Here is a 20,411-nt window from a genome sequence, read left to right as displayed (position 1 = left end):
TCACGCGAGTTACGCCTGGTCGCGGACCTTCAGGGCCCACGTGATCAGGGGCCACTGCAGGGGGAGGCGGGCCCACGCGAGGGCGCGTCGCGGAAGCGGAGCGGACGACGCGCCCAGCGGCATCTTCACGTTGCCCGGGAACACGCCCAGGAACAGCAGGGCTGCCGCCAGGCCGCCGAGCCGGCGCGTGCGCGGGACCGCCACCGCGGTCGCGATCGCCACCTCCGCGGCGCCCGAGCCGTACGTCCACGCGCGCCGGGAACCCGGCAGCGAACGCGGGATCAAGCCGTCGAACGGCTTCGGCACGGCGAAGTGCAGCACGCCCATCGTGCCCAGTACGCCGGCGAGGAAGTGGGCCGGTCGTGGTGAGGTGGCCATGACCTGATCGTTCCACGCGGCGGCCTGCCACCCGGTTCGGCTATCCTCCGGGCGTGAGTGACGCTCGACACCTGCCGCTGGGAGCCGGTGCATGAAGGCACTGAGGCGGTTGCCGCTGGGCAGTCTCACCGATCGGCCGGACCACGAGCTCGTCGGCATCCTGCGGATGCCCGAGCTGACGGTCAGCCCGCTCCGCTCGATCGTCAAGCGGATCATCGGCGCGCTGCTCGCGCTGCTGGCCACCGTGATCATCGTCTACGTCGACCGCGGCGGCTACCGCGACGCCAACGGCGACGGCCTGTCCCTGCTGGACAGCCTGTACTACGCCACCGTCTCGCTCTCGACGACCGGCTACGGCGACATCGCGCCGGCCACCTCGTCCGCCCGCCTGGTGAACGTGCTGGTGATCACCCCGCTGCGGGTGCTCTTCCTCATCGTCCTGGTCGGGACCACCCTGGAGGTGCTCACCGAGCGCTCCCGGCAGGCGTTCAAGATCCAGAAGTGGAGGACGAAGGTGCGCGACCACACGGTCGTCGTCGGGTTCGGCACCAAGGGCCGGTCCGCCGTCAACGCGCTGCTCGGCGACGAGAACATCGCGCCGGGCCAGATCGTCGTCGTGGACACCGACCAGCAGGCCCTCGACGCGGCGAGCGCGCTCGGCCTGGTCGCCGTGCACGGCTCGGCCACCCGCTCCGACGTCCTGCGCGTCGCGGCGGTGCAGCACGCGCGCGCGGTCGTGGTCGCCCCGAACCGCGACGACACGGCGGTGCTCGTCACGCTCACCGCCCGCGAGCTGGCGCCCAAGGCGCACATCGTCGCGTCGGTGCGGGAGGCGGAGAACGTCCACCTGCTCAAGCAGTCGGGCGCCGACCAGGTCGTCGTGTCCAGCGAGACGGCCGGGCGGCTGCTCGGCATGGCGACGTCGACGCCGCTGGTCGTGGACATCATGGAGGACCTGCTCACGCCCGAATCGGGCCTGGCGATCGCCGAGCGGCCGGTCGAGCCGTCCGAGGAGGGCGGGTCGCCGCGGCACCTGTCCGACCTGGTGCTCGGCCTGGTCCGCGACGGCGTCCTGTACCGCGTGGACGCTCCGCAGGCCGACGCCATCGAGCCGGGCGACAAGCTGCTCTACGTCCGGAAGGTGACGCCGGCGGAGAAGATCGAGCGCTGACCGGGCCGCCTGGGTTTTGCCCGCGGGATCTGGAACCATGGCGAAGTGCCCCCGCGATCCCTCGATCCGAAGTGGCCCACGGTGGCGATCCCGGCCGCGGCGGGCGTGCTCGTCGTGCTGCTCGCCTGGCTGGCCGGACCCGGGCTGCTGGGCATCACCGCCGGCGACGTCGGCGCCCCGGTGTCGGCGGAGGTCACCAAGCCCGCGCCGTGCGACCGGCCGGACGCCGTCGAGACCGTGAAGTTCACCGTCGCCGGGAAGACCCACGAGGGCACGCTCAACGGCTGCGGGCACGGCCAGGGCGAGCGCGTCGACGTCAGCGTGCCGGCCGAGCTGCCCGGCCAGGGCGCGGTCGCCGTCCAGGCCGCGGACACTTCGGCGGGCGCGTCGGACGCGCGAAGGCCGCTGGGCATGGCGCTGCTCGTGTTCGCGTGCTTCTCCGGCGGGATGTACGTCCGCCTGGTGCTGCGGACCCCCGCGCGGCCGAAGCCGGCGAAGGTCAGCTGACCTCGGACGACGGCGCCGCGAAGGTGTTGCAGTCGGCGATCCGGTTGCTCGTCGCGCCCGCCCGCCACCACGACGCGTAGTGCGCGTTCGTCCCGTGGTCGTGGCTGCGGGACGTGTTGTCACCGCGGGTTTCCTGGTCGTTCCAGGCCTTGTTGTACATGTCGCGGCTGACCGACCCGCCCTGGTCGACGTGCGCGCCGAGGAACATGCCCGAGAAGCACTGGGCCTGCAGCTCCTTGCGCCGCGACATTTCCAGCCCGGCCGGGCTGTTCTGGCCCGCCTCGTAGATCTTCTGCCAGGCCGCGTCCATCAGCCCGGCGACCTCCTGCACGTGGTGGCCGTACTCGTGGGCGAACAGGGCCAGGTAGACGCCGGGGTTGTTGCCGTACTGGTCGGTCTGCAGCCCGCGGAACGGGACGTACAGGTTGTTTTCGCAGTAGTACGCGGCCGTCGCGATGCCGACCTGGATGGTGCCGCACTCGGTTTCGAAGCTCGCGCCGGTCGGGAAGTGCAGCGCCGGCGGCGTGAACGGCAGGTGGTAGGCCTCGAGGAACGGGCCCCACGCCGCGTCCAGGCACTTGCTGGCCGCGGTGAAGAACGCTTCCGCGCCGGCCTGCGTGCTCTGCCAGGTCGGCAGCGTGCAGACGCGGTTCTGCAGGCCCGCGTTGGGGTCCTGCAGGATCGGGTGGTCGGCGAGCTTGAGGATCTTCTGCGGGCCGGTCGCGCTGGGGGCCGACGTCTCGGACGGCAGGCTCGACGCCGACGCCGGGGCGCCCGCGCCGCCGGGCTGCGGCTGGGAAGACAGGTCCTGGGCCGACGGGTTGTCGCGGTAGTTCGCGGTGGCCAGGGGCGTCTCGCCGCGGTTGAGCACGACGATCGCGACCAGCCCGAGCACCAGCACGGCCACCGCCCCGAGGCAGACCCCGATCACCGCCGCCGGGGATCGGCGGCGCGGCGCGGACACGGTGTGGGGGCGGCCCAGCCAGGGAAGATCCGGTTGCGCATCCGGCACCGGCGGCGGCTGGACGATTCCGCGAGGCGGTACCCGGCCGTGGGGCGGTTGCGTCACTAGGCAGTCCCGAAGGGTCTCGGTACGGACCGGGGGTACCCGATCCCGGCGTTCAGCATATCGGGGGAACGGGGCCTCTCGCACCCGTCCGCGCGCACGCGGTCACCACGCACCGACGTCACCCCAGGTCTGGCCGGGTGCGACCGGCTCTGAAAGAGTGTCGGCAAGCAGGCACTGCAGGCGAGGGGCTTCGATGACAGACACCGGTGGCGCGCCCGGCGGCGAGGGCGACGACACGCCGACACCCAGCCAGGGCCTACCTCAGGTCCCCGCTCCCGGATCGGGTGATTCGAAGCCGGTGGAAGGCCACTCCGCGTCACCGGCGACGCCACCTCGCGGCTGGCAGCCACCGGACGCCGGGGCGACCCCGGCCCCGCCGGCACCGCCGCCGGGCTGGCAGCACGCGCCCGGGGGCCGGCCGGGCGGGCTCCCGCCGTACACCGGACAGCAGCAGTACCGGCAGCAGTACCAGCAGCCGCCCGGCTGGAGCCCGCACGGGCTCGGCAAGCCCGGCGTGATCGCGCTGCGGCCGCTCAACGTCGGCGACATCCTCGACGGCGCGATCACCGCGATCCGCCGGCACCCGCGGACGGTCCTCGGCATCGGCGCCGTGATGGCGGTGCTGACGGCCGGGATCACGTTCCTCGTGCAGAAGTACGTGCTCGCCGACTTCCAGAACCTCGCCACGACGGCGACCCTCGGCCCGGGCGCGACCGAGGAGGAAATGCGCAACGCCGTGTTCGGCACCTTCGGCGACGCCTTCCTCGTGCTGATCCCGACGCTGCTGGTCTCGTCCCTGCTGCTGGCGGTCACCACCGGGCTGATGGCCACGGTGATGGGCCGGGCCGCGCTGGGCCGCGAGGTCACCTTCGGCATCGCGTGGCGCGAGCTGCAGCCGCGACTGCTGCCCTTGGTCGGCGTCGCGTTCGTCTACGCGCTGGTCACGACGATCGGCATCATGCTCTGCATCATCCCGGGCGTGCTGGCCTGGGTGTTCTGGGCGCTGGCCGTGCCGGCGCTCGTGCTCGAGCGCGGGACGTTCCGGGCGGCGTTCGCCCGGTCGGCCAAGCTGGTGAGCCGCGCCTTCTGGCGGGTGCTCGGCATCCTGCTGCTGGCGCGGATCATCCAGTCGCTCTTCGAGAACATCATCCAGCTGCCCTTCGCCCTCGGCACCGGCGTCTTCACCCAGGTGCTCAACCCGGGCAAGGTGTCCGTGCCCGACACCGGCGACCTGCTGCTGCAGGCGGCCGGGCAGATCGTCTCCGGCACCATCGCGATCCCGTTCGTCACGCTGGTCACCGTGATCGTCTACCTCGACCAGCGGATGCGCCGCGAGGGCATGGACATCGAGCTGGCCCGCGCGGCCGGGGTGCAGCCGCCGCAGGCATGGTGACCCTGGTTCTCACTGACGTCCCGGTCGACATCGACCGGGACAGTGCGCGGCGCGCGGCGGCGGCGGAGCTGACCGACCCGAAGTACCGGGACGCGCGGCCGAACATCCTGCAGCAGGTCGGGCAGTGGCTCGGCGACCAGCTGGAGAAGCTGCTGAACGGCCTGTCGTCGGTGGTGCCGGGCGGGATCTTCGGGGTGCTGCTCGTCCTCGTGCTGCTGATCGTGCTCGTCGTCGTGATCCGGCTGCGGACCGGCAAGATCGCCCGTACTTCCCGGGCCGACCGGACGGTCTTCGGCGGGCAGCGGCAGAGCGCCGACGACTACCGCCGCTCGGCCGCCGAAGCCGCCGCGGGCGGGCGGTACGACGACGCCGTCCGCGACCGCTTCCGGGCCGTCGTGCGGGCACTGGAGGAACGCGCGCTGCTCGACGTCCGGTCCGGCCGGACCGCGGACGAGGCCGCCGCCGAGGCCGGGGTGCTGCTGCCGAACGTCGCCGCGGAGCTGCGGCAGGGCGCGCGCCTCTTCGACGACGTCCACTACGGCGGCCGCGAAGGCACCGAAGCGGCCTACCGCACGCTGACCGAGCTGGACGAACTCTGCCGTCGTGAACGGCCGGTCGCCATGGCGGGCCCGTGAGCACCACCGCCGACGTGCTCTTTCCCGCGGTGGCGGCATGAGCACCACCGCCGACGTGCTCTTTCCCGCGGAGGCGGCATGAGCACAGTCTCGCCGGACGTGCGCCGGATCTGGCGGGGCGTGCGGATTCCCCTGGCCCTGGTGGTGCTGATCTTCGCCGCCGCGGCCCTGCTCCTGCTCGGCCGCGGCGAGCAGACGCACGGCGCGCTCGAACCCGGCTCGTACGAACCCGGCGGCGCGCACGCGCTGGCGCAGCTCCTGCGGGACCAGGGCGTCGACGTCCGGACCGCGCACACCGTCGCCGAAGCGGACGACGCGGTCGGCGAAGACGCGACGCTGCTGGTCACGCAACCGGACCTCGTCCCGGCGAAGCGGTTCGACGCGCTGCGGCAGCGCGCCGCGGACGTCGTCCTCGTGACGCCGGGGGCGCCGACGCTGCGCGACTCGCTGCCGCTGGTGCGGCCGGTCGGCCAGAGCGACGTGGGCACGCTGCACCCGGAGTGCACGGTCGCCGCGGCGGTCGCGGCCGGCGACGTCACGCTCGGCGGCATCGGGTACGCCTCGCCCGGCGCGCGGTCGTGCTACCCCGGCGAGGACGGCGGTGGCACGCTGCTGCAGCTCGCCGACTCGGGCGGCACGACGACGCTGCTCGGCTCGTCGGCGCCGCTGACCAACTCGCGGCTCGCCGACCAGGGCAATGCGGCGCTGGGGCTGCGCCTGCTCGGGGCGCACCCGAAGCTCGTCTGGTACCTGCCGTCCACCACGGACCCGGCGCTGGACGACACCCGCAAGTCGTTCTTCGAGCTGATCCCGGACGGCTGGTACTACGGTGCCGCGCAGGCGTTCATCGCGGTGGCGCTGCTGGCGCTGTGGCGGGCGCGCCGGCTCGGCCCGGTGGTCACCGAGCCGCTGCCGATCGTCGTCCGCGCGGCCGAGACCGCCGAGGGCCGCGCCCGGCTGTACCGGCGGGCGAAGGCCGCGGACCACGCGGGCGAGACACTGAGGGAGGCCGTGCGGACCCGCCTGCGGACTGCGCTGGGCCTGCCGCGCGACGCCGACGCGGCGGCGCTGGTGAACTCGGTGAGCGAGCGGACCGGTCGGCCGGCCAACGACGTCGGCGCGGTGCTCTACGGCCCGCCGGTGCCGGACGACCCGGCGCTGGTCCGGCTGGCCGGCGAACTGGACAGGGTGGAACGAGAGGTGGGGCGAAGTTGACCAGCGAGAACGCGACTGGGGCCCGGGACGCGCTGATCGCGTTGCGCGCCGAGGTCGGCAAGGCCGTCGTCGGCAACGACGCCGCGGTGACCGGGCTGATCCTGGCGCTGCTCTGCCGAGGGCACGTGCTGCTCGAAGGCGTGCCGGGCGTGGCGAAGACGCTGCTCGTGCGGGCGCTGGCGGCGGCACTGGACCTGGAGACGACGCGCGTGCAGTTCACGCCGGACCTGATGCCCGGCGACGTCACCGGCTCGATCGTCTACGACGCGCACAGCGGCGAGTTCTCCTTCCGGGAGGGCCCGGTGTTCACGAACCTGCTGCTCGCCGACGAGATCAACCGGACGCCGCCGAAGACGCAGTCGTCGCTGCTGGAGGCGATGGAGGAGCGGCAGGTCTCGCTCGACGGCAAGTCGCGGCCGCTGCCCGACCCGTTCATCGTGATCGCCACGCAGAACCCGGTGGAGTACGAGGGCACCTACCCGCTGCCGGAAGCGCAGCTGGACCGGTTCCTGCTGAAGCTGACCATGCCGACGCCGTCGCGCGAGGACGAGATCGGCATCGTCTGGCGGCACGCCCAGGGCTTCGACCCGCGCAACCTCGCCGCGGCGGGCCTCAAGGCGGTCGCCGGCGCCACGGAACTCGCGGCGGCGCGGGAAGCCGTGGCGCGGGTGACGGTCGGGCCCGAGGTGATCGGGTACGTCGTCGACCTGTGCCGGGCGACGCGGCAGCTGCCGTCGGTGCGGATCGGCGTCTCTCCCCGTGGTGCCACGGCGCTGCTCGCGGTGACGCGGGCCTGGGCGTGGCTCGCCGGGCGTGACTACGCGACGCCCGACGACGTGAAGGCGTTGGCGCGGCCCGCGTTGCGGCACCGCCTCGACGTGCGGCCGGAGGCCGAGCTGGAGGGCGTCACCGCGGACGGCGTGCTCGATCGCGTGCTCGCGTCCGTGCCCGTGCCGCGCTGACATGGCCGTCACCGGAAGGCTCGGGCTGCTGGCGCTGTTCGGCGCACTGGTGGTCGGGCTGGTGTGGCCGTCGGCGACCGGGATCCTGGCCGTCGGCGGGGTGCTCCTGCTGCTCGTGGCCGTCGACCTCGTGCTGGCCGGGAGCGTGCGGACCTTGACCTTCCTGCGGTCGGGCGACACGTCGGTGCGGCTCGGCGAGCCGTGCGAGGTGACGCTGGTCGTCGCGAACCCCGGCGGGCGCACGGTTCGCGGGCAGCTGCGCGACGCGTGGCCGCCGAGCGCGGGCGCGGCCGACCGGCACGCGCTGCGCGTTCCGCCGGGGGAGCGCCGGGCGTTGGTCACCGCGCTGCGTCCTTCGCGCCGCGGTGACCGGACGGCGGCGCGGGTGACGGTCCGGTCGGTGGGGCCACTGGGGCTGGCCGCGCGGCAGGGTTCGCACGAGGTGCCGTGGACCGTCCGCGTGCTGCCGCCGTTCCACAGCCGCAAGCACCTGCCGTCGCGGCTGGCGCGGCTGCAGCAGCTCGACGGCCGCAACGCGGTGCTGATCCGCGGCCAGGGCACGGAGTTCGACTCGCTGCGCGAGTACGTGATCGGCGACGACGTCCGCTCGATCGACTGGCGCGCGACGGCCCGGGCAGCGGACGTGATGGTCCGGACGTGGCGCCCGGAACGCGACCGGCACGTGGTGCTGGTGCTGGACACGGGCCGCGTCTCGGCCGGTCGCGTCGGCGACGCCCCGCGGCTCGACGCGGCGATGGACGCGGCGTTGTTGCTGGCAGCACTGGCTTCCCGGGCGGGGGACCGCGTCGACCTGCTGGCGTACGACCGCCGTCTGCGCGCGGCGGTGCAGGGCTCGTCGGGAGCTTCCCTGCTGACGTCGCTGGTGAACGCGATGGCGCCGCTGGAGCCGTCGCTCGTGGAGACGGACGCGCGCGGGATGGTCGCGGAGGTGCTTCAGCGCACCCGCCGCCGGTCGCTGGTGGTGCTGTTGACGGGATTGGACGCGGCGCCGCTGGAGGAGGGACTGTTCCCGGTGCTGAGTTCGCTGACCGCACGGCACGAGCTGATCGTCGCGTCGGTGGCGGACCCGCGGGTCGCGGAGATGCTGACCGGCCGGGGCGACGCGGCGGCCGTGTACGACGCGGCGGCCGCGGCACGCACGACGGCGGAGCGGCAGCGGGTGACCGAACGCCTGGGCCGGCACGGCGTCAGCGTGGTGGACGCGGTGCCGGAGGAGCTGCCGCCGGCGCTGGCGGACCGCTACCTGGCGCTGAAGGCGGCCGGACGGCTCTGACGGGTGACTCCGGTGGTGAACGTCCGTTCGGCCTGTTAAGCCCGATGCATGCGGAAGTCTCTGGCCGGGTGCCTGGTCCTGCTCGCGGTGTCGGTGCCGGGCATCGCGTCGGCCGACGACGGCGCGCCGGTGTACCTCGCCGAGGGCGGCGGCAAGCTGTCCCTGGCCGTCGCCGACGGGAAGCCCGTATTGGCCGACGCGGCGGATCCGAGCGCGAAATGGACCTACGACAAGAATTCCCAGCACTTCACGAGTGTCCCGAGTGGACAGTGCCTCACCGCGGCCAGCCCGGTCGACGGCGTCGCCGTGAAGCTCGCGGCCTGCGACGACAAGGACAGCCACCAGGCGTGGCGGCGCGTCGCGGGGCTGCCCGGCCTGGTGGAGATCGCGAACGTCGCGACCGCGCGGTGCCTGACCGCCGAGGGCGCCACCGCGGGAGCCCGGCTGTACCAGGAAGTCTGTTCCCTGACGGGCATCGCGAACACGTGGGCGGCGGGCGGCCGCACGCTGGCGATCCTCTCGGGCAACGGCCAGCGCCTGGCGACGAAGGACCCGGGCACGCCGTTCGTGGTCCGGGTGATCGGCGAGAACGGCCAGCCCGCGCCCGACGTCCCGGTGAGCTTCTACGTCCGCGCGGCGCGGCCCAAGAACGTCCTGGTCTTCGAAGGCGGCAGCGAAACGGCGACGGCGAAGACGGGCGCGGACGGATCGGCGGCGAGCCCGAAGCTGACGTTGACCGAGCCGGGTGAGTTCGAAGCGCGGTTCGTCGGAACCGCCGGGCTCGACGACGGATCGTCGATCGCCTTCGAGGGCTCGTGCCTATGCTGATTCGGGCAGGGCGTCCCCGGCGTCACGCGCGTCGAGGTCGCCGACTTCGCCATCGCGAGCCGCGCGGCGGCCGAGCGTGAAGACGTAGACCAGGAACAGCACTTCGACGAGCACGCCGATGCCGACCCGGATCCCCGTCGGCCAGCCCGACGGCGTCACGAATGCCTCGATGATCCCGGACACGAACAGCACGCACGCCAGCCCGAGCGCCAGCACCACGACCGACCGGCCCTGCTCCGCCAGCGCCTTCGTGCGGGACCGGCGGCCCGGATCGACCACCGTCCAGCCGAGCTTCAGCCCGGTGCCCGCGGCGATGAACACCGCCGTCAATTCCAAGAGGCCGTGCGGCAGCAGGAGGCCGATCATCACGTCGCCGCGGCCGGCCGCGCTCATCGCGCCGATGATCAGCCCGGCGTTGAGCGAGTTCATCCACAGCGCGCCGATCACCGGCAGGCCCAGCGCGATACCGAGGAACAGGCACGTCGCCGCCACCCAGGCGTTGTTCGTCCACACGCGCGCCGCGAACGACGTCGCCGGGCCCGTCGAGTAGTAGCTCTCCGCCTCGCCACCGGGCCTGGTCAGCTGGTTCAGCTCGTCCGGCGACGCGATCGACGCGCGGACGTGCGGGTCGCCCGCGACCCAGACGGCGATCACCGCCATCACCGCGATCGACACCAGCGCGGCCGGGATCCACCAGCGCCGCGAGAGGTACACCGCGGCGGGGAAGCGGCGCGTGAAGAACAACGCGACCTCACGCCACGCCGGGCTGTGCGACCCCGAGATCGCGCTCCGGCCGCGGGCGACCAGCCCGGACAGCCTGCTCACCAGGGCCGGATCAGGCGCGACCGAGCGGACGATCGACAGGTGCGTCGCGGTCCGCTGGTAGAGCGTCACCAACTCGTCGGCCTCCGCCCCGGTCAGCTTGCCGCCGCGGTGGGTCAGCTCGCCGAGGCGGGCCCACTCCGCCGAGTGCGTCGCGACGAAGACGTCCACATCCACGTCGCCACCCTATCCGTCGCTACGCTGGGCCGCGTGCACGAGGAATCCGAGCTGGTCACCGGCGAAGCCGTCGTCCTGGACCTGCGCGTCGCCAAGCTCGCCAGCCGCGCGCTGGCGATGCTGCTGGACCTCCTCGTGCAGTTCGCGCTGCTGCTGGTCGCGTTCTTCGTGCTCACGCTCACCGTGCCCGGCGACGACGCGTCGCTCGCGCTGACCCTGATCCTGGTCTTCCTGGTGCTGATCCTGGTCGGCTACCCGGTGCTGTTCGAGACGCTCTCGCGCGGCCGCTCGCTGGGCAAGATGGCGGTGGGGCTGCGCGTGGTGCGCGTCGACGGCGGGCCGATCCGCTTCCGCCACGCGCTGACCCGCGGGCTGGCCGGCTTCGTCATCGACTTCTGGGCGCTCGGCGTGTTCGGGGCGGTCGCGGTGATCGTGTCGCTGTGCTCGTCGGACGGCCGCCGCGTCGGCGACTTCCTCGCCGGGACGCTGGTGGTCCGCGACCGTGCCCCGGAAAGCGCGGCCTACTCCGTGATCGGCATGCCCCCGGGCCTCGAGGGCTGGGCAGCTCAGCTCGACCTGACGCGACTGCCGGACGACCTCGCCCTGGCGAGCCGCCAGTTCCTGGCGAGGTTCGGCCAGCTGGCGCCCGAGGCGTCGCACGCGCTCGGCTGGAAGCTCGCGCAGCAGGTCGGCAACGCGCTGGGGACGCCGGTGCCGCCCGGGGTGCCGCCGTGGGCGTTCCTGGCGGCGGTGCTGGCGGAACGACGCAACCGCGACCACGCCCGCGCGGTCCGCGCGTACGCGGCCCAGGTCGAGGCGGCACGCGGGCACCTTCCCGCGGGGCCGGAGCCGGGGTACTCGGCGAGTGCGCAGCCGGGGTTCGTGGCGACGGCTGGGCAGGCCGTGCCTGCGCCTGCGCCGTGGTCGGCGGCCGTGGCCGGGCCGGGGCCTGGTGTGGCTGGGTCTGGTGGGGCCGGGTTCGGCGTGGCCGGCCCGGGATCCGGCGCTGCCGAGGATCTGCCGACTCCGCCGTCCGGAACTCCGGTGGCGCCGGTCGAAAACCCGTTCACGCCGCCGAGCTAGGAAACGTCTCCCGAGGCCGCCAGCCACGTGTTGCACTGCTGGTTGCGGTTCTTGGACGCGCCGTGCTGCCACCAGGAGATGTTGTGCTTGGCGCTGCCGTGGTCGCGCTTGCCGTTGCGGGCGTAGTCGTCGCCGCGGTCCTGGGCGTTCCAGGCCTCGTTGTAGATGTTTCTGTCGACCGACCCGCCGGAGACCGACGCCGAGCCGAGGAACATGCCCGAGAAGCACTGCGCCTCGAGCTCCATCCGCCGCGAGAGCTCCAGGCCGACCGCCGAGTCGGCGCCCGCGTCGTAGCGCTGGTTGCCGTACGCCTCGGAGATCCCGGCCAGGTTCTGCACGTGGTGGCCGTATTCGTGGGCGAGGATCGACAGGTACGGGCCGGGGTGGTTGCCCCACACGTCGAGCTCGATGCGGTCCATCGGCAGGTAGATCGTGTCGTTCGTCGGGCAGTAGAACGGCGTGACGCCGGTCGTCGTGCCCCCGCCCCCGCACGGCGTCGACGATTCCGACAGCGACCGCGGCACCGACAGGTTCGGCGTCCGGAACGGCAGGTTCACGACACCGAGCATGCGTGACCACATGGCGTCGAGGCAGGCGATCCCGGACTGGAAGAAGCGCGTGACGCTGCTCTGGTCGGTCGCCCAGCGGCTCAGCGAGCACGGGACGTTCTGCAGGCCGTAGTCGGCGCTGGCGAACAGCGGGTTGTTCCCGGTCGCGGCGACCGAGCGGGGGCCGCTCGGTGTTTCGGACGTCCGGGTCTCGCGTTCGGTCGTCTCGCTGGTGGTCGTTTCCTCGGTGGACGACGTGGTTTCGGTGGTCTGCTCGGCGGAGGTGGTTTCGTAGGTGTCCGAGGGGTAGGTGCTGGAGTACCCGGCGTCGGCGACGTGCCGCGTGGTGCCCCCGATCAGCGCGACGCCCGCGACCAGCCCCCCGACCACGGCGACGATCCCGATGATCGCCACGGCGACGATGACCCCGGTGTTCGACTTCTTGGCGACGTAGGGCCGGTAGCCGGGCGCGAACCGCGGCCCGAAGGGCGCCGGGCCGGGGTAGGCCGGGGTGAAGACGGGCGGCGTCGCCGCGGCCGGTGGTGGGAGGGGTGCGCCGGCCTGGGGGAAGTTCGCCGGGCGGTAGGGGCCGTGGGCGGGGAAGCCTTGGGCGCCCTGCGAACCTCGGGGCGGTTGGCCGGGAAACTGTGGCCGCCCGACCGGCCCCTGCGACGGCTGCCCGGGCACGCCGCGAGTCTGCGAACCCTGGGCAGGCGTGCTGCTGGGCGCCGGCCCTTGGTGCGGAGTACCGCCGGGCGCGGGGAACGGTCCGGTTCGCGGTGCGCGGCTTTGCCCCGGTCCGCCGGGCGGCCCATGTGGCGCTTGCTCGCCCGGGCCGTGCTGCGGCTGCGCGCCGGGCCCTGGGTCGTGGCGCGGCGAACCGCCGGCCCCCGGGCCTTGCCGCGGCGCTCCACCCTGCCCCGGCCGCCCCTGCGGCAGCGGCCGGATCCCGGGCGGCGGCAGCGGCCGGATCCCGGGCGGCGGCAGCGGCCGAGCGCCCGGTGGCGGCAGCGGCCGCCGCGGGTCCTGTGGGCCGGGACCGGAGCCGGGACCCTGCGGGCCTTGCGTCATGAAAGTGGAACCCCCCGTGCGATTTCTCCGTCGGAACCGGCGTACCTGCGACGATCTCGCCGTTCCGGGCGTCAGCATAGATCGGGTGCTCTAGGGTGTGGTGCTGTGTTGAGCAAATGGGGGACAGCGGCCGCGGTCGCCGCGGTGGCGATCGTGCTGTCGGCCGGGCCCGCCGCCGCGCAGGGGCCGTCCGCCGGGCCCGTCCTGCCGAACGCTCCGTCCGAACAGGTCAAGAAACCCCAGCAGCTCAACGGCCAAGACGTCCAGCCGCCCGAAGGTGCCACCGCCGACGTCGCCCTCAAGGTCCTGCGTGACGGCACCCTCGAAGTCACCGAGCAGGTCACCGTCCCCGGCGGCAGGCAGCTCACCTCGCGCGTTCCGCTGAAAGTCTCGGCCAGTGACGACCAGGACCGCGTCTTCGCGGTCAGGGACGTCAAGACCGAGGGCGCCGCCACCAGCCGGCTCACCGGCGACCAGCTCGTCCTCACCTTCAGCGGCGGCACCGGAAGCGCCACGTTCACCGTCGACGGCGCCATCGCCGACCAGAGCGGCCGCCAGCAAGCGCGCTGGCAGGTCGCGAGCGGCTTCGACGCCCCGCTCGCCAAACTCACCGCGTCCTTCCTCGCGCCGTCGCCCCGGCTGTCCCCTGTGGACTGCTTCGCCGGCCCCATCGGCTCGAACCAGCGCTGCACCCTCGCCGAGCTCGACCACACCGGCGTCGTCCGGCTCGAACAGGACGACGTCGCCCCCGGTGACCGCGTCGACCTGCTCGTCGGCCTGCCGGCGAACACCGTCCCGGCCAACGCGAAGTTCGCCGACGTCGGCCTCTTCGCCACCGCCTTCGCCTTCACCCCGCTGACCGGCGTCGTCTTCGCGCTCCTGCTCGTCTTCCTGATCGGCGGCGGCCTCTTCGTCCGGCGCCGCCGCAAGGAGGACGCGGGCGCGCTCACCACCGCCACCGGCCCGGTCGAGGTCCTCCTGCGCGACGGCGACCGCGTCTTCTTCGCGAGCCCGGACGGCGTCCTGCCCGGCCAGGTCGGCACGGTCGTCGACGAGACCGTCGACGTCGTCGACATCAGCGCCACCGTCGTCGACCTCGCCGTCCGCAACTACCTCTGGCTCGCCGAAGTACCGGGGCCGAACGGGCAGGACTGGCAGATCGCCCGCCGCAACCCGCCGGACGAGCACCTCCACGACTTCGAGCGCGCCGTCTACGAGACGCTGCTGCCGGCCGGCACCGACGCGGTGCTCGTCTCGCAGCTGCGCGCCCGCGGCGCCCTCGACCTGCGCAAGATCAGTGACGCGATGTACGCCGACGTCGTCACCAAGCGCTGGTTCTCCCGCCGCCCCGACACCGCCCGTGGCCGGCTGACCTGGCTCGGCGCCGGGATCTTCGCGCTCGGCGCGGTCGCCACCGCGGTCCTCACCTTCACGATCGGCGATGCGCTGCTCGGCGTCGCGGTCGCGCTGGCCGGGCTCGCCGTCGCCGCCGCGGCCGCGCTGCTGCCCTCGCGCACCGCGCGCGGCCGGGTGCTCGTCGGCCAGGTCCGCGGCCTGCTCGACTACCTGCACACCGCCAGGGCCGAGGACATCCCGGCGGCCGACCGGGAAATGGTGTTCTCGCGCTCGCTGCCGTACGCGGTGGTGCTGGGCGACACCGAACGCTGGCTCGGCACCTTCGCCACGCTCAACCCGGCGTCCGACGGCTCGGCCGGCCTGTACTGGTACGGCGGCATGGAGTCCGACCACGACCTGCGCCGCTTCGGCACGCACTTCCCGTCGTTCCTGACCGCGCTCGACGGGCTGCTCACCGCGTCCACCCGGGCGTCCCGCTGACCGTGTTCGCCGGGGCGCCGCTTTCGACGGGCTCGAGCACCCACCGCCGGTGTACTGACGTGACGGCGTCATCGCCCCTGACCAGGCCGGACCCTTCGCGACGGCGCCGGCGGGCACCTTCGCCGCCGCCCACCGCGGCCGCCTCCAGGACCTCGTGAGTGAGAAACAGGGTAAGAACACTGTTTCCCACTCACGAGGTGGCACGCGGGGAACCGGCGGGTCGTCGTAGGGTGGGGCCATGGCCGATCCCGAGCTCGTCCGATACACCCTCGACAACGGTCTGCGCGTGGTCCTCGCACCCGACGCGACCGCGCCGGTGGTCGGCGTCAGCGTCCACTACGACGTGGGCTTCCGCTCCGAGCCGGAGGGGCGCACCGGGTTCGCGCACCTCTTCGAGCACCTGATGTTCCAGGGCTCGGAGAGCCTCGAGAAGCTCGCCCACTTCCGGCACGTGCAGTCCAGCGGCGGCACCTTCAACGGGTCCACGCACCCGGACTACACCGACTACTTCGAGGTGCTGCCGAGCGCCGCGCTGGAACGCGCCCTGTTCCTCGAAGCCGATCGGATGCGCGCGCCGAAGCTGACCGCGGAGAACCTGGCGAACCAGATCGACGTCGTCAAGGAAGAGATCCGGCTCAACGTGCTGAACCGGCCCTACGGCGGGTTCCCGTGGATCACCCTGCCGCCGGTCCTGTACTCGACGTTCCCCAACGCGCACAACGGTTATGGCGGCTTCGAGGACCTCGAGAGCGCCACGGTCGAAGACTGCGCGGCGTTCTTCGACACGTACTACGCGCCGGCGAACGCCGTGCTCACGGTGGCCGGCGACTTCGAGGTCGACAACGCCAAGAAGCTGATCGAGACGCACTTCGGCGACGTCCCGCACCGGCCGGCGCCGCAGCGCCCGTCCTTCGCCGAGCCGCTGCCGACCACCGAGCTGCACGGCGAGGTCGAGGACCCGCACGCCCCGCTGCCCGCGCTCGGCATCGGCTACCGGATGCCCGACCCGATCAACGACGTCGACGGCTACCTGGCCTACCTCGTGCTCGCCGGCGTCCTCACCGACGGCGACGGCTCCCGCCTGCAGCAGCGGCTGGTGCACCGCGAGCCCCTGGTAGTCGACATCGGCGCCGGCGCCGGGCTGTTCGGGCCGTTCGAGGCCCGCGACCCCGACACGTTCACCATCACCCTGATCCACCCGCACGAGGTGCCGCGCGAGCGCGTGCTCGCCGCGCTGGACGACGAGCTGCAGAAGCTCGCCGACAGCCCACCGGGCGAGGAGGAGCTGCGCAAGGTCACCGCCCGCTGGACGGCGAGCCTGCACTCCGAGCACGACCGGCTGGTGTCCCGGACCCTGGCCCTCGGCTCGTTCGAACTGCTCTACGGCGACGCGTCGCTGGTGTACAAGCTCGCGGACCGGATGTCCGCCGTCACCTCGGAAGCCGTGTCGGCCGCGGCGAAGGCGCTGCGCCCGGACGCGCGCGCCGTGCTGGTGGTCAAGCCCGCTTCGGAAGGGAACAACGAGCAGTGACTTCTGCAACGCACCGCACGGCCGAGGAGATCGGCCGCACCACGCGGGGGCCGCGCCCGCTGCCCCCGCTGGGCGAACAGCGGGTCGCCGGCGATCTGTCCCATGTGGACACCGAGCTGGCGAACGGCCTGCGCGTGCTGGCCGTGCGCAAGGCGACCGTCCCGCTGGTCGAGGCCCGGCTGTGGATCCCGTTCGCGGGTGACGACGCGCTGCACCCGGCGACCGCCGAGGTGCTCGCCGAGACGATCCTGACCGGCACCGCGCGCCGCAACCGCATCGAGATCGACGCCGAGCTGGCCCTGATCGGCGGCGACATCGGCGCCGGCGTCGACCCGGAACGCCTGGTGCTGACCGGATCCGCGCTCGCCGACAAGCTCCCGACGTTCCTCGACGTGCTCGGCGACGTCCTCACTGGGGCGACGTACGCCGACGACGAAATCGCGCGCGAGAAGGAGCGGCTGGTCGAGCGGATCGCCGTCTCGCGCACCCAGCCGCGCACGATCGCGCGGGAGGCGCTGCAGAAGCACCGCTACGGCGACCACCCGGCCACGCGCGAGGTTCCGAAGGCCGAAGACGTCGCCGTCGTGACGCCCGAGCAGGTCCGCGCGCTGCACCAGGCGTCCGTGCTGCCGCGCGGCTCGGTGCTGGTGCTGGTCGGCGACCTCGACCCGGCCGCCGTTGTCGGCGACCTGGAGAAAGTGCTCGGCGGCTGGGCGTCCGACCGCTCCGCCGTCCGGCTGCCGCCGCTGCCCGACCTGACCGGGCCGACCGTGCGGCTGGTGCCGCGCGCCGGCGCCGTGCAGTCGCAGATCCGGCTCTCGGCGCAGACCGTGCCGCGCACCGACCCCGGCTACGCGGCACTGCAGCTGGCGAACCTGGCCTACGGCGGGTACTTCTCGTCGCGGCTGGTGGAGAACATCCGCGAGAACAAGGGGTACACGTACTCCGCGCACTCCGGGTTCGAGTTCACCGACGGCACCGCGGTGGTCAACGTCGACGCGGACACCGCGACCGAGGCGACGGCGCCGGCGCTGCTGGAGACCCGCTACGAGCTGGGCCGCCTCGGCCAGGTCCCGCCGACGGGCGACGAACTGGAGTCGGTGCGGCAGTACGCGATCGGCTCGCTGCTGACGTCGACGTCGTCGCAGTCCGGGCTGGCCGGCCAGGTGCTGGCGCTGGCCTCGACGGGGCTGGGCCTCGAGTGGCTCAACGAGCACCCGGCGCGGGTGGCGGCGGTGACCGCCGACGAGGTGGCCGAAGCGGCGCTGAAGTACTTCGCGCCCAAGCGGTTCACGGGTGTGGTGGTCGGCGACGCGGGGGTCCTGGAACGCAAGCTCCTGTCCCTCGGCGACGTCGTCGTGGGCGAGCCGGCCTGATGTCCGTCCCGTTCACCCTCGGTGCCCTGCCGACGCTGTCTCGGTCCACTGTGGACCGTCAGGAAGGCTTGCGCACCAATCCTTCGCGGCTGGTGTCGCGCTGGCCCGACGCCCGGGTCGTCCTGCTGGACGACGCCGGGCGCACCCCGGTCGTCGAGGGCTCGTCCGTGCTGGCGTTCCGCAAGGCGATCGACTTCGGCTCCACGCCGCCCGCCGACGCGGCGTTCCTCGGCGAGTGGCAGGACGTGGACTACTGGTCGCTGCCGGGCGGCCCGTCCGGTGACGCGGACACGGTGAAGATGGCGGGCAGCTGGGGCTTCGTCGAGGAGGTCCCGCGCGTCGACGGCGAGATCTGGGTCGAGCTGCGCGGCTACGGCGACCTGCTGGACGACACGTCGGCCGGGCTGTTCACGACGGCGCAGGCGTTGCGCTTCTGGCGTCGTCAAGCCAAGTTCTGCACGCGCTGTGGTCATCCGACCGAGCTGATCCAGTTCGGCTGGGCCAGCAAGTGCACGAACGACGGCCGTGAGGAGTACCCCCGCACGGACCCGGCGGTGATCTGCCTGGTCCACTCTTCCGAGGGGACCAACGGCTCCCACGTGCTCTTGGCGCGCCAGCCGATCTGGCCGGCCGGGCGGTATTCGGTGCTGGCCGGGTTCGTCGAGGCGGGCGAGTCGCTGGAGGCGTGCGTCCTGCGTGAGATCCGCGAGGAGGTCGGTGCCGCTGTCTCGGACATCCGGTACCTCGGCAGTCAGCCTTGGCCGTTCCCGCGTTCGATCATGCTCGGGTTCACGGCGCGGGCCGACCGGTCGTTGCCGCTGGTCCCGGCGGACGGGGAGATCGAAGAGGCGCTGTGGGTGTCACGCGCGGAGGTGCGCGAGGCGTTCGCGAACAGTTCGGCCCGGGGCGAGGGGTCGAAGCCGACCCCGATCGCCGGAGGCGCGGCGGAGATCATCCTGCCGGGCAACTCGTCCATCGCCCGCGTGATGCTCAAGGCCTGGGCGGACGCGGAGGAGTAACCGCCCGCGACAGAGCGACCACACAACGGCCCCGGCTCGCGTCGGGGCCGTTCTCGTTGCGTCTCGTGCGAGCCCGTCGGAACTCGTTCACCGGTGTTTCGTCCACATAGCCCAGCGCGCCGGCAAGCGTTACCTGGCCGTTTCGCGAGACCGTTGACGGCTGTGCCCCGGCTCACTACAGTCCTGCGAAACCGTCTGTAAAGTATCCTAATTAAGTCGGGGGCGATGCGTGCGAGCCGGTAGCCCGCGGATGCTGCGCGAGATCAACGATCGCGCCGCCATCGAGGTCCTCCTCCGGGAAGGCCCCCTGACCCGCGCCGAGCTGGAGCTCGCCATCGGGCTCTCCAAGCCCGCCACCGCGCAGCTCCTCACCCGCCTCGAGCAGGACAACCTCGTCATGAAGGCCGGCGTCCGAGGAGGCGGACGGGGGCCGCGCGCCCAGCTCTGGGCCGCCAACGGCAGCCTCGCCTTCGTCGCCGCCGTGGACCTGACACCGCACATCGCGGACTTCGTCGTCGCCGACGTCGCCGGGATCGTGCTCGCCGAATACCGGACGCCGCTGCCCGTCCACGAAGGCGCCGACGTCGTCGGAACCTTCGGGGAGGCCCTCCAGAAAGTCGCCGGAGAAGCCGGGATCACCCGGGAGCAGCTGGCCCACGTCGTGATCGGCGCGCAGGGGGCGTTCGATCCGCGGACCGGCCTGCTCTCCTCCGCCCCGCACATCCCCGGCTGGCTCGGCTTCGACGTCCCGCAGAAGCTCTCCGACGACCTCGGCGTCGACGTCCTCATCGAGAACGACGTCAACCTCGTCGCCGTCGAGGAGATGAGCGTCGGGCAGGCCCAGGACGTCGACGACTTCGTCATGGTGTGGCTGTCCGAAGGCGTCGGCGGCGCGGTCGTGATCGGACGCCGGCTGCTGCGCGGCGCCACCGGCGGGGGCGGCGAGATCGACTGGATGCGCGTGCCCGACCCGGCCACCGTGGACACCGGCGACGTCTGGCCCGAGGCCGGCGCGCGGTTCGGCAACCTGGTCGACTCGCCCGCCATCTGCCGCCTCGCCGCCGCGCACGGCATCCAGGCCGAGACCGCCTGGGACGCCGTCACCCAAGCCGGGCAGCGGCACCCCTTCCTCGAGGACCTCGCGAGGCGGGTCGCCGGGGGCGTGGCCAACCTCGTCGCGGTCGCCGACCCGCAGCTCGTGCTCCTCTGCGGCGACACCAGCCGCGCCGGTGGCGAGAACTTCGCCGCGCTGGTGCAGGAAAAGCTGCACGAACTGGTCCTGCCGCGCACGCCCGTCGGCTGCGCTTCGGTGCAGGGCAACGCCGTCCGCGCCGGTGCGCTGCAGTCCGCGCTGGCCACCGCCCGTGAGGACGTCTTCGGCGTCGTCACCCCCACGCTCCTCGGGTCGCGCAGGCCCGCGGTCGGAGAGCCACTCGGCAAGACCCCGGAGGCCCTCCCGAACACCCGTCCCGCCCCGTCCCCAACCGAGTAGCCCC

General features: G+C 73.1%; 18 protein-coding genes. 14 read left to right on the top strand and 4 right to left on the bottom strand.

Annotation, left to right across the window (positions count from 1 at the left end; all coding sequences use genetic code 11):
* Window positions 1-9 precede the first annotated feature (9 nt).
* Entirely contained in the window at window positions 10-378 is a 369-nt protein-coding gene (locus OG738_RS05595; RefSeq protein ID WP_329051786.1) for a DoxX family protein, read from the bottom strand.
* A gap of 91 nt (window positions 379-469) precedes the next feature.
* Here OG738_RS05595 and OG738_RS05590 point away from each other — a divergent pair, with 91 nt between their 5' ends.
* Window positions 470-1,549 (top strand): potassium channel family protein, encoded by a 1,080-nt coding sequence (locus OG738_RS05590; protein ID WP_329051784.1) that lies wholly within the window; start codon window positions 470-472, stop codon window positions 1,547-1,549.
* An 81-nt stretch (window positions 1,550-1,630) separates the two neighbouring features.
* The gene (locus OG738_RS05585) at window positions 1,631-2,056 is read left to right on the top strand and encodes a hypothetical protein (protein ID WP_329056569.1); all 426 of its coding nucleotides are present in this window, start codon (window positions 1,631-1,633) and stop codon (window positions 2,054-2,056) included.
* Here the strand turns inward: OG738_RS05585 and OG738_RS05580 are convergent.
* Entirely contained in the window at window positions 2,049-3,068 is a 1,020-nt protein-coding gene (locus tag OG738_RS05580; protein ID WP_329051782.1) for a neutral zinc metallopeptidase, read from the bottom strand. The two genes, OG738_RS05585 and OG738_RS05580, sit on opposite strands and share 8 nt — an antisense overlap.
* Window positions 3,069-3,318: 250 nt before the next feature.
* Here OG738_RS05580 and OG738_RS05575 point away from each other — a divergent pair, with 250 nt between their 5' ends.
* From OG738_RS05575 to OG738_RS05550, 6 genes are all read left to right on the top strand, one after another.
* Window positions 3,319-4,518: a hypothetical protein gene (locus OG738_RS05575; RefSeq protein ID WP_329051780.1), complete on the top strand. Its 1,200-nt coding sequence runs from the start codon at window positions 3,319-3,321 to the stop codon at window positions 4,516-4,518.
* Window positions 4,512-5,153 (top strand): DUF4129 domain-containing protein, encoded by a 642-nt coding sequence (locus OG738_RS05570; protein ID WP_329051778.1) that lies wholly within the window; start codon window positions 4,512-4,514, stop codon window positions 5,151-5,153. The genes OG738_RS05575 and OG738_RS05570 overlap by 7 nt, the downstream gene beginning before the upstream one ends.
* 78 nt (window positions 5,154-5,231) lie before the next feature.
* Entirely contained in the window at window positions 5,232-6,368 is a 1,137-nt protein-coding gene (locus OG738_RS05565) for a DUF4350 domain-containing protein (RefSeq protein WP_329051776.1), read from the top strand.
* Window positions 6,365-7,330 carry an AAA family ATPase gene (locus tag OG738_RS05560; protein ID WP_329051774.1) on the top strand — a complete coding sequence of 322 codons (966 nt, stop codon included), beginning with the start codon at window positions 6,365-6,367 and terminating at the stop codon, window positions 7,328-7,330. The genes OG738_RS05565 and OG738_RS05560 overlap by 4 nt, the downstream gene beginning before the upstream one ends.
* A gap of 1 nt (window position 7,331) precedes the next feature.
* A complete protein-coding gene (locus tag OG738_RS05555) occupies window positions 7,332-8,624 on the top strand; it encodes a DUF58 domain-containing protein (protein ID WP_329051772.1) in 1,293 nt (430 codons plus the stop codon).
* A gap of 48 nt (window positions 8,625-8,672) precedes the next feature.
* Window positions 8,673-9,452 (top strand): RICIN domain-containing protein, encoded by a 780-nt coding sequence (locus OG738_RS05550; protein WP_329051771.1) that lies wholly within the window; start codon window positions 8,673-8,675, stop codon window positions 9,450-9,452.
* On the opposite strand, the gene OG738_RS05545 is transcribed toward OG738_RS05550, so the two are convergent.
* Window positions 9,444-10,451 carry a stage II sporulation protein M gene (locus tag OG738_RS05545; protein WP_329051769.1) on the bottom strand — a complete coding sequence of 336 codons (1,008 nt, stop codon included), beginning with the start codon at window positions 10,449-10,451 and terminating at the stop codon, window positions 9,444-9,446. The two genes, OG738_RS05550 and OG738_RS05545, sit on opposite strands and share 9 nt — an antisense overlap.
* A gap of 33 nt (window positions 10,452-10,484) precedes the next feature.
* Here OG738_RS05545 and OG738_RS05540 point away from each other — a divergent pair, with 33 nt between their 5' ends.
* The gene (locus OG738_RS05540) at window positions 10,485-11,534 is read left to right on the top strand and encodes an RDD family protein (protein ID WP_329051768.1); all 1,050 of its coding nucleotides are present in this window, start codon (window positions 10,485-10,487) and stop codon (window positions 11,532-11,534) included.
* Here OG738_RS05540 and OG738_RS05535 read toward each other — a convergent pair.
* Complete coding sequence (locus tag OG738_RS05535) at window positions 11,531-12,769, bottom strand: neutral zinc metallopeptidase (RefSeq protein ID WP_329051766.1); 1,239 nt, start codon at window positions 12,767-12,769, stop codon at window positions 11,531-11,533. The genes OG738_RS05540 and OG738_RS05535 overlap by 4 nt on opposite strands.
* A gap of 489 nt (window positions 12,770-13,258) precedes the next feature.
* Between OG738_RS05535 and OG738_RS05530 the strand changes: the two genes are divergently transcribed.
* From OG738_RS05530 to OG738_RS05510, 5 genes are all read left to right on the top strand, one after another.
* Window positions 13,259-14,989, top strand: a complete 1,731-nt coding sequence (locus OG738_RS05530; RefSeq protein WP_329051764.1) for a DUF2207 domain-containing protein — start codon at window positions 13,259-13,261, stop codon at window positions 14,987-14,989.
* Between the two features lie 238 nt (window positions 14,990-15,227).
* Window positions 15,228-16,520: a M16 family metallopeptidase gene (locus OG738_RS05525; protein ID WP_329051762.1), complete on the top strand. Its 1,293-nt coding sequence runs from the start codon at window positions 15,228-15,230 to the stop codon at window positions 16,518-16,520.
* Window positions 16,517-17,896 carry a M16 family metallopeptidase gene (locus OG738_RS05520; RefSeq protein ID WP_329051761.1) on the top strand — a complete coding sequence of 460 codons (1,380 nt, stop codon included), beginning with the start codon at window positions 16,517-16,519 and terminating at the stop codon, window positions 17,894-17,896. Before OG738_RS05525 ends, OG738_RS05520 begins: the two co-directional genes overlap by 4 nt.
* Window positions 17,896-18,915 carry an NAD(+) diphosphatase gene (nudC, locus tag OG738_RS05515; protein WP_329051760.1) on the top strand — a complete coding sequence of 340 codons (1,020 nt, stop codon included), beginning with the start codon at window positions 17,896-17,898 and terminating at the stop codon, window positions 18,913-18,915. Before OG738_RS05520 ends, nudC begins: the two co-directional genes overlap by 1 nt.
* 250 nt (window positions 18,916-19,165) lie before the next feature.
* Window positions 19,166-20,407, top strand: a complete 1,242-nt coding sequence (locus OG738_RS05510; protein WP_329056567.1) for an ROK family transcriptional regulator — start codon at window positions 19,166-19,168, stop codon at window positions 20,405-20,407.
* The last annotated feature ends 4 nt before the right edge of the window (window positions 20,408-20,411 follow it).

The sequence above is a fragment of the Amycolatopsis sp. NBC_01488 genome, assembly GCF_036227105.1.
In the GTDB taxonomy this organism is placed as follows: domain Bacteria; phylum Actinomycetota; class Actinomycetes; order Mycobacteriales; family Pseudonocardiaceae; genus Amycolatopsis.
Note: the sequence above shows the minus strand (reverse complement) of the source record. Positions and strands in the feature narration are given on the sequence as shown.

Bases quoted from the DNA above. Each gene is read 5' to 3' on its own strand.
- OG738_RS05510 (WP_329056567.1), top strand. From the start codon at position 19,166: ATGCTGCGCGAGATCAACGATCGCGCCGCCATCGAGGTCCTCCTCCGG.
- OG738_RS05565 (WP_329051776.1), top strand. From the start codon at position 5,232: ATGAGCACAGTCTCGCCGGACGTGCGCCGGATCTGGCGGGGCGTGCGG.
- OG738_RS05595 (WP_329051786.1), bottom strand. From the start codon at position 378: ATGGCCACCTCACCACGACCGGCCCACTTCCTCGCCGGCGTACTGGGC.
- OG738_RS05575 (WP_329051780.1), top strand. From the start codon at position 3,319: ATGACAGACACCGGTGGCGCGCCCGGCGGCGAGGGCGACGACACGCCG.
- OG738_RS05555 (WP_329051772.1), top strand. From the start codon at position 7,332: ATGGCCGTCACCGGAAGGCTCGGGCTGCTGGCGCTGTTCGGCGCACTG.
- nudC (WP_329051760.1), top strand. From the start codon at position 17,896: ATGTCCGTCCCGTTCACCCTCGGTGCCCTGCCGACGCTGTCTCGGTCC.
- OG738_RS05590 (WP_329051784.1), top strand. From the start codon at position 470: ATGAAGGCACTGAGGCGGTTGCCGCTGGGCAGTCTCACCGATCGGCCG.
- OG738_RS05570 (WP_329051778.1), top strand. From the start codon at position 4,512: ATGGTGACCCTGGTTCTCACTGACGTCCCGGTCGACATCGACCGGGAC.
- OG738_RS05525 (WP_329051762.1), top strand. From the start codon at position 15,228: ATGGCCGATCCCGAGCTCGTCCGATACACCCTCGACAACGGTCTGCGC.
- OG738_RS05550 (WP_329051771.1), top strand. From the start codon at position 8,673: ATGCGGAAGTCTCTGGCCGGGTGCCTGGTCCTGCTCGCGGTGTCGGTG.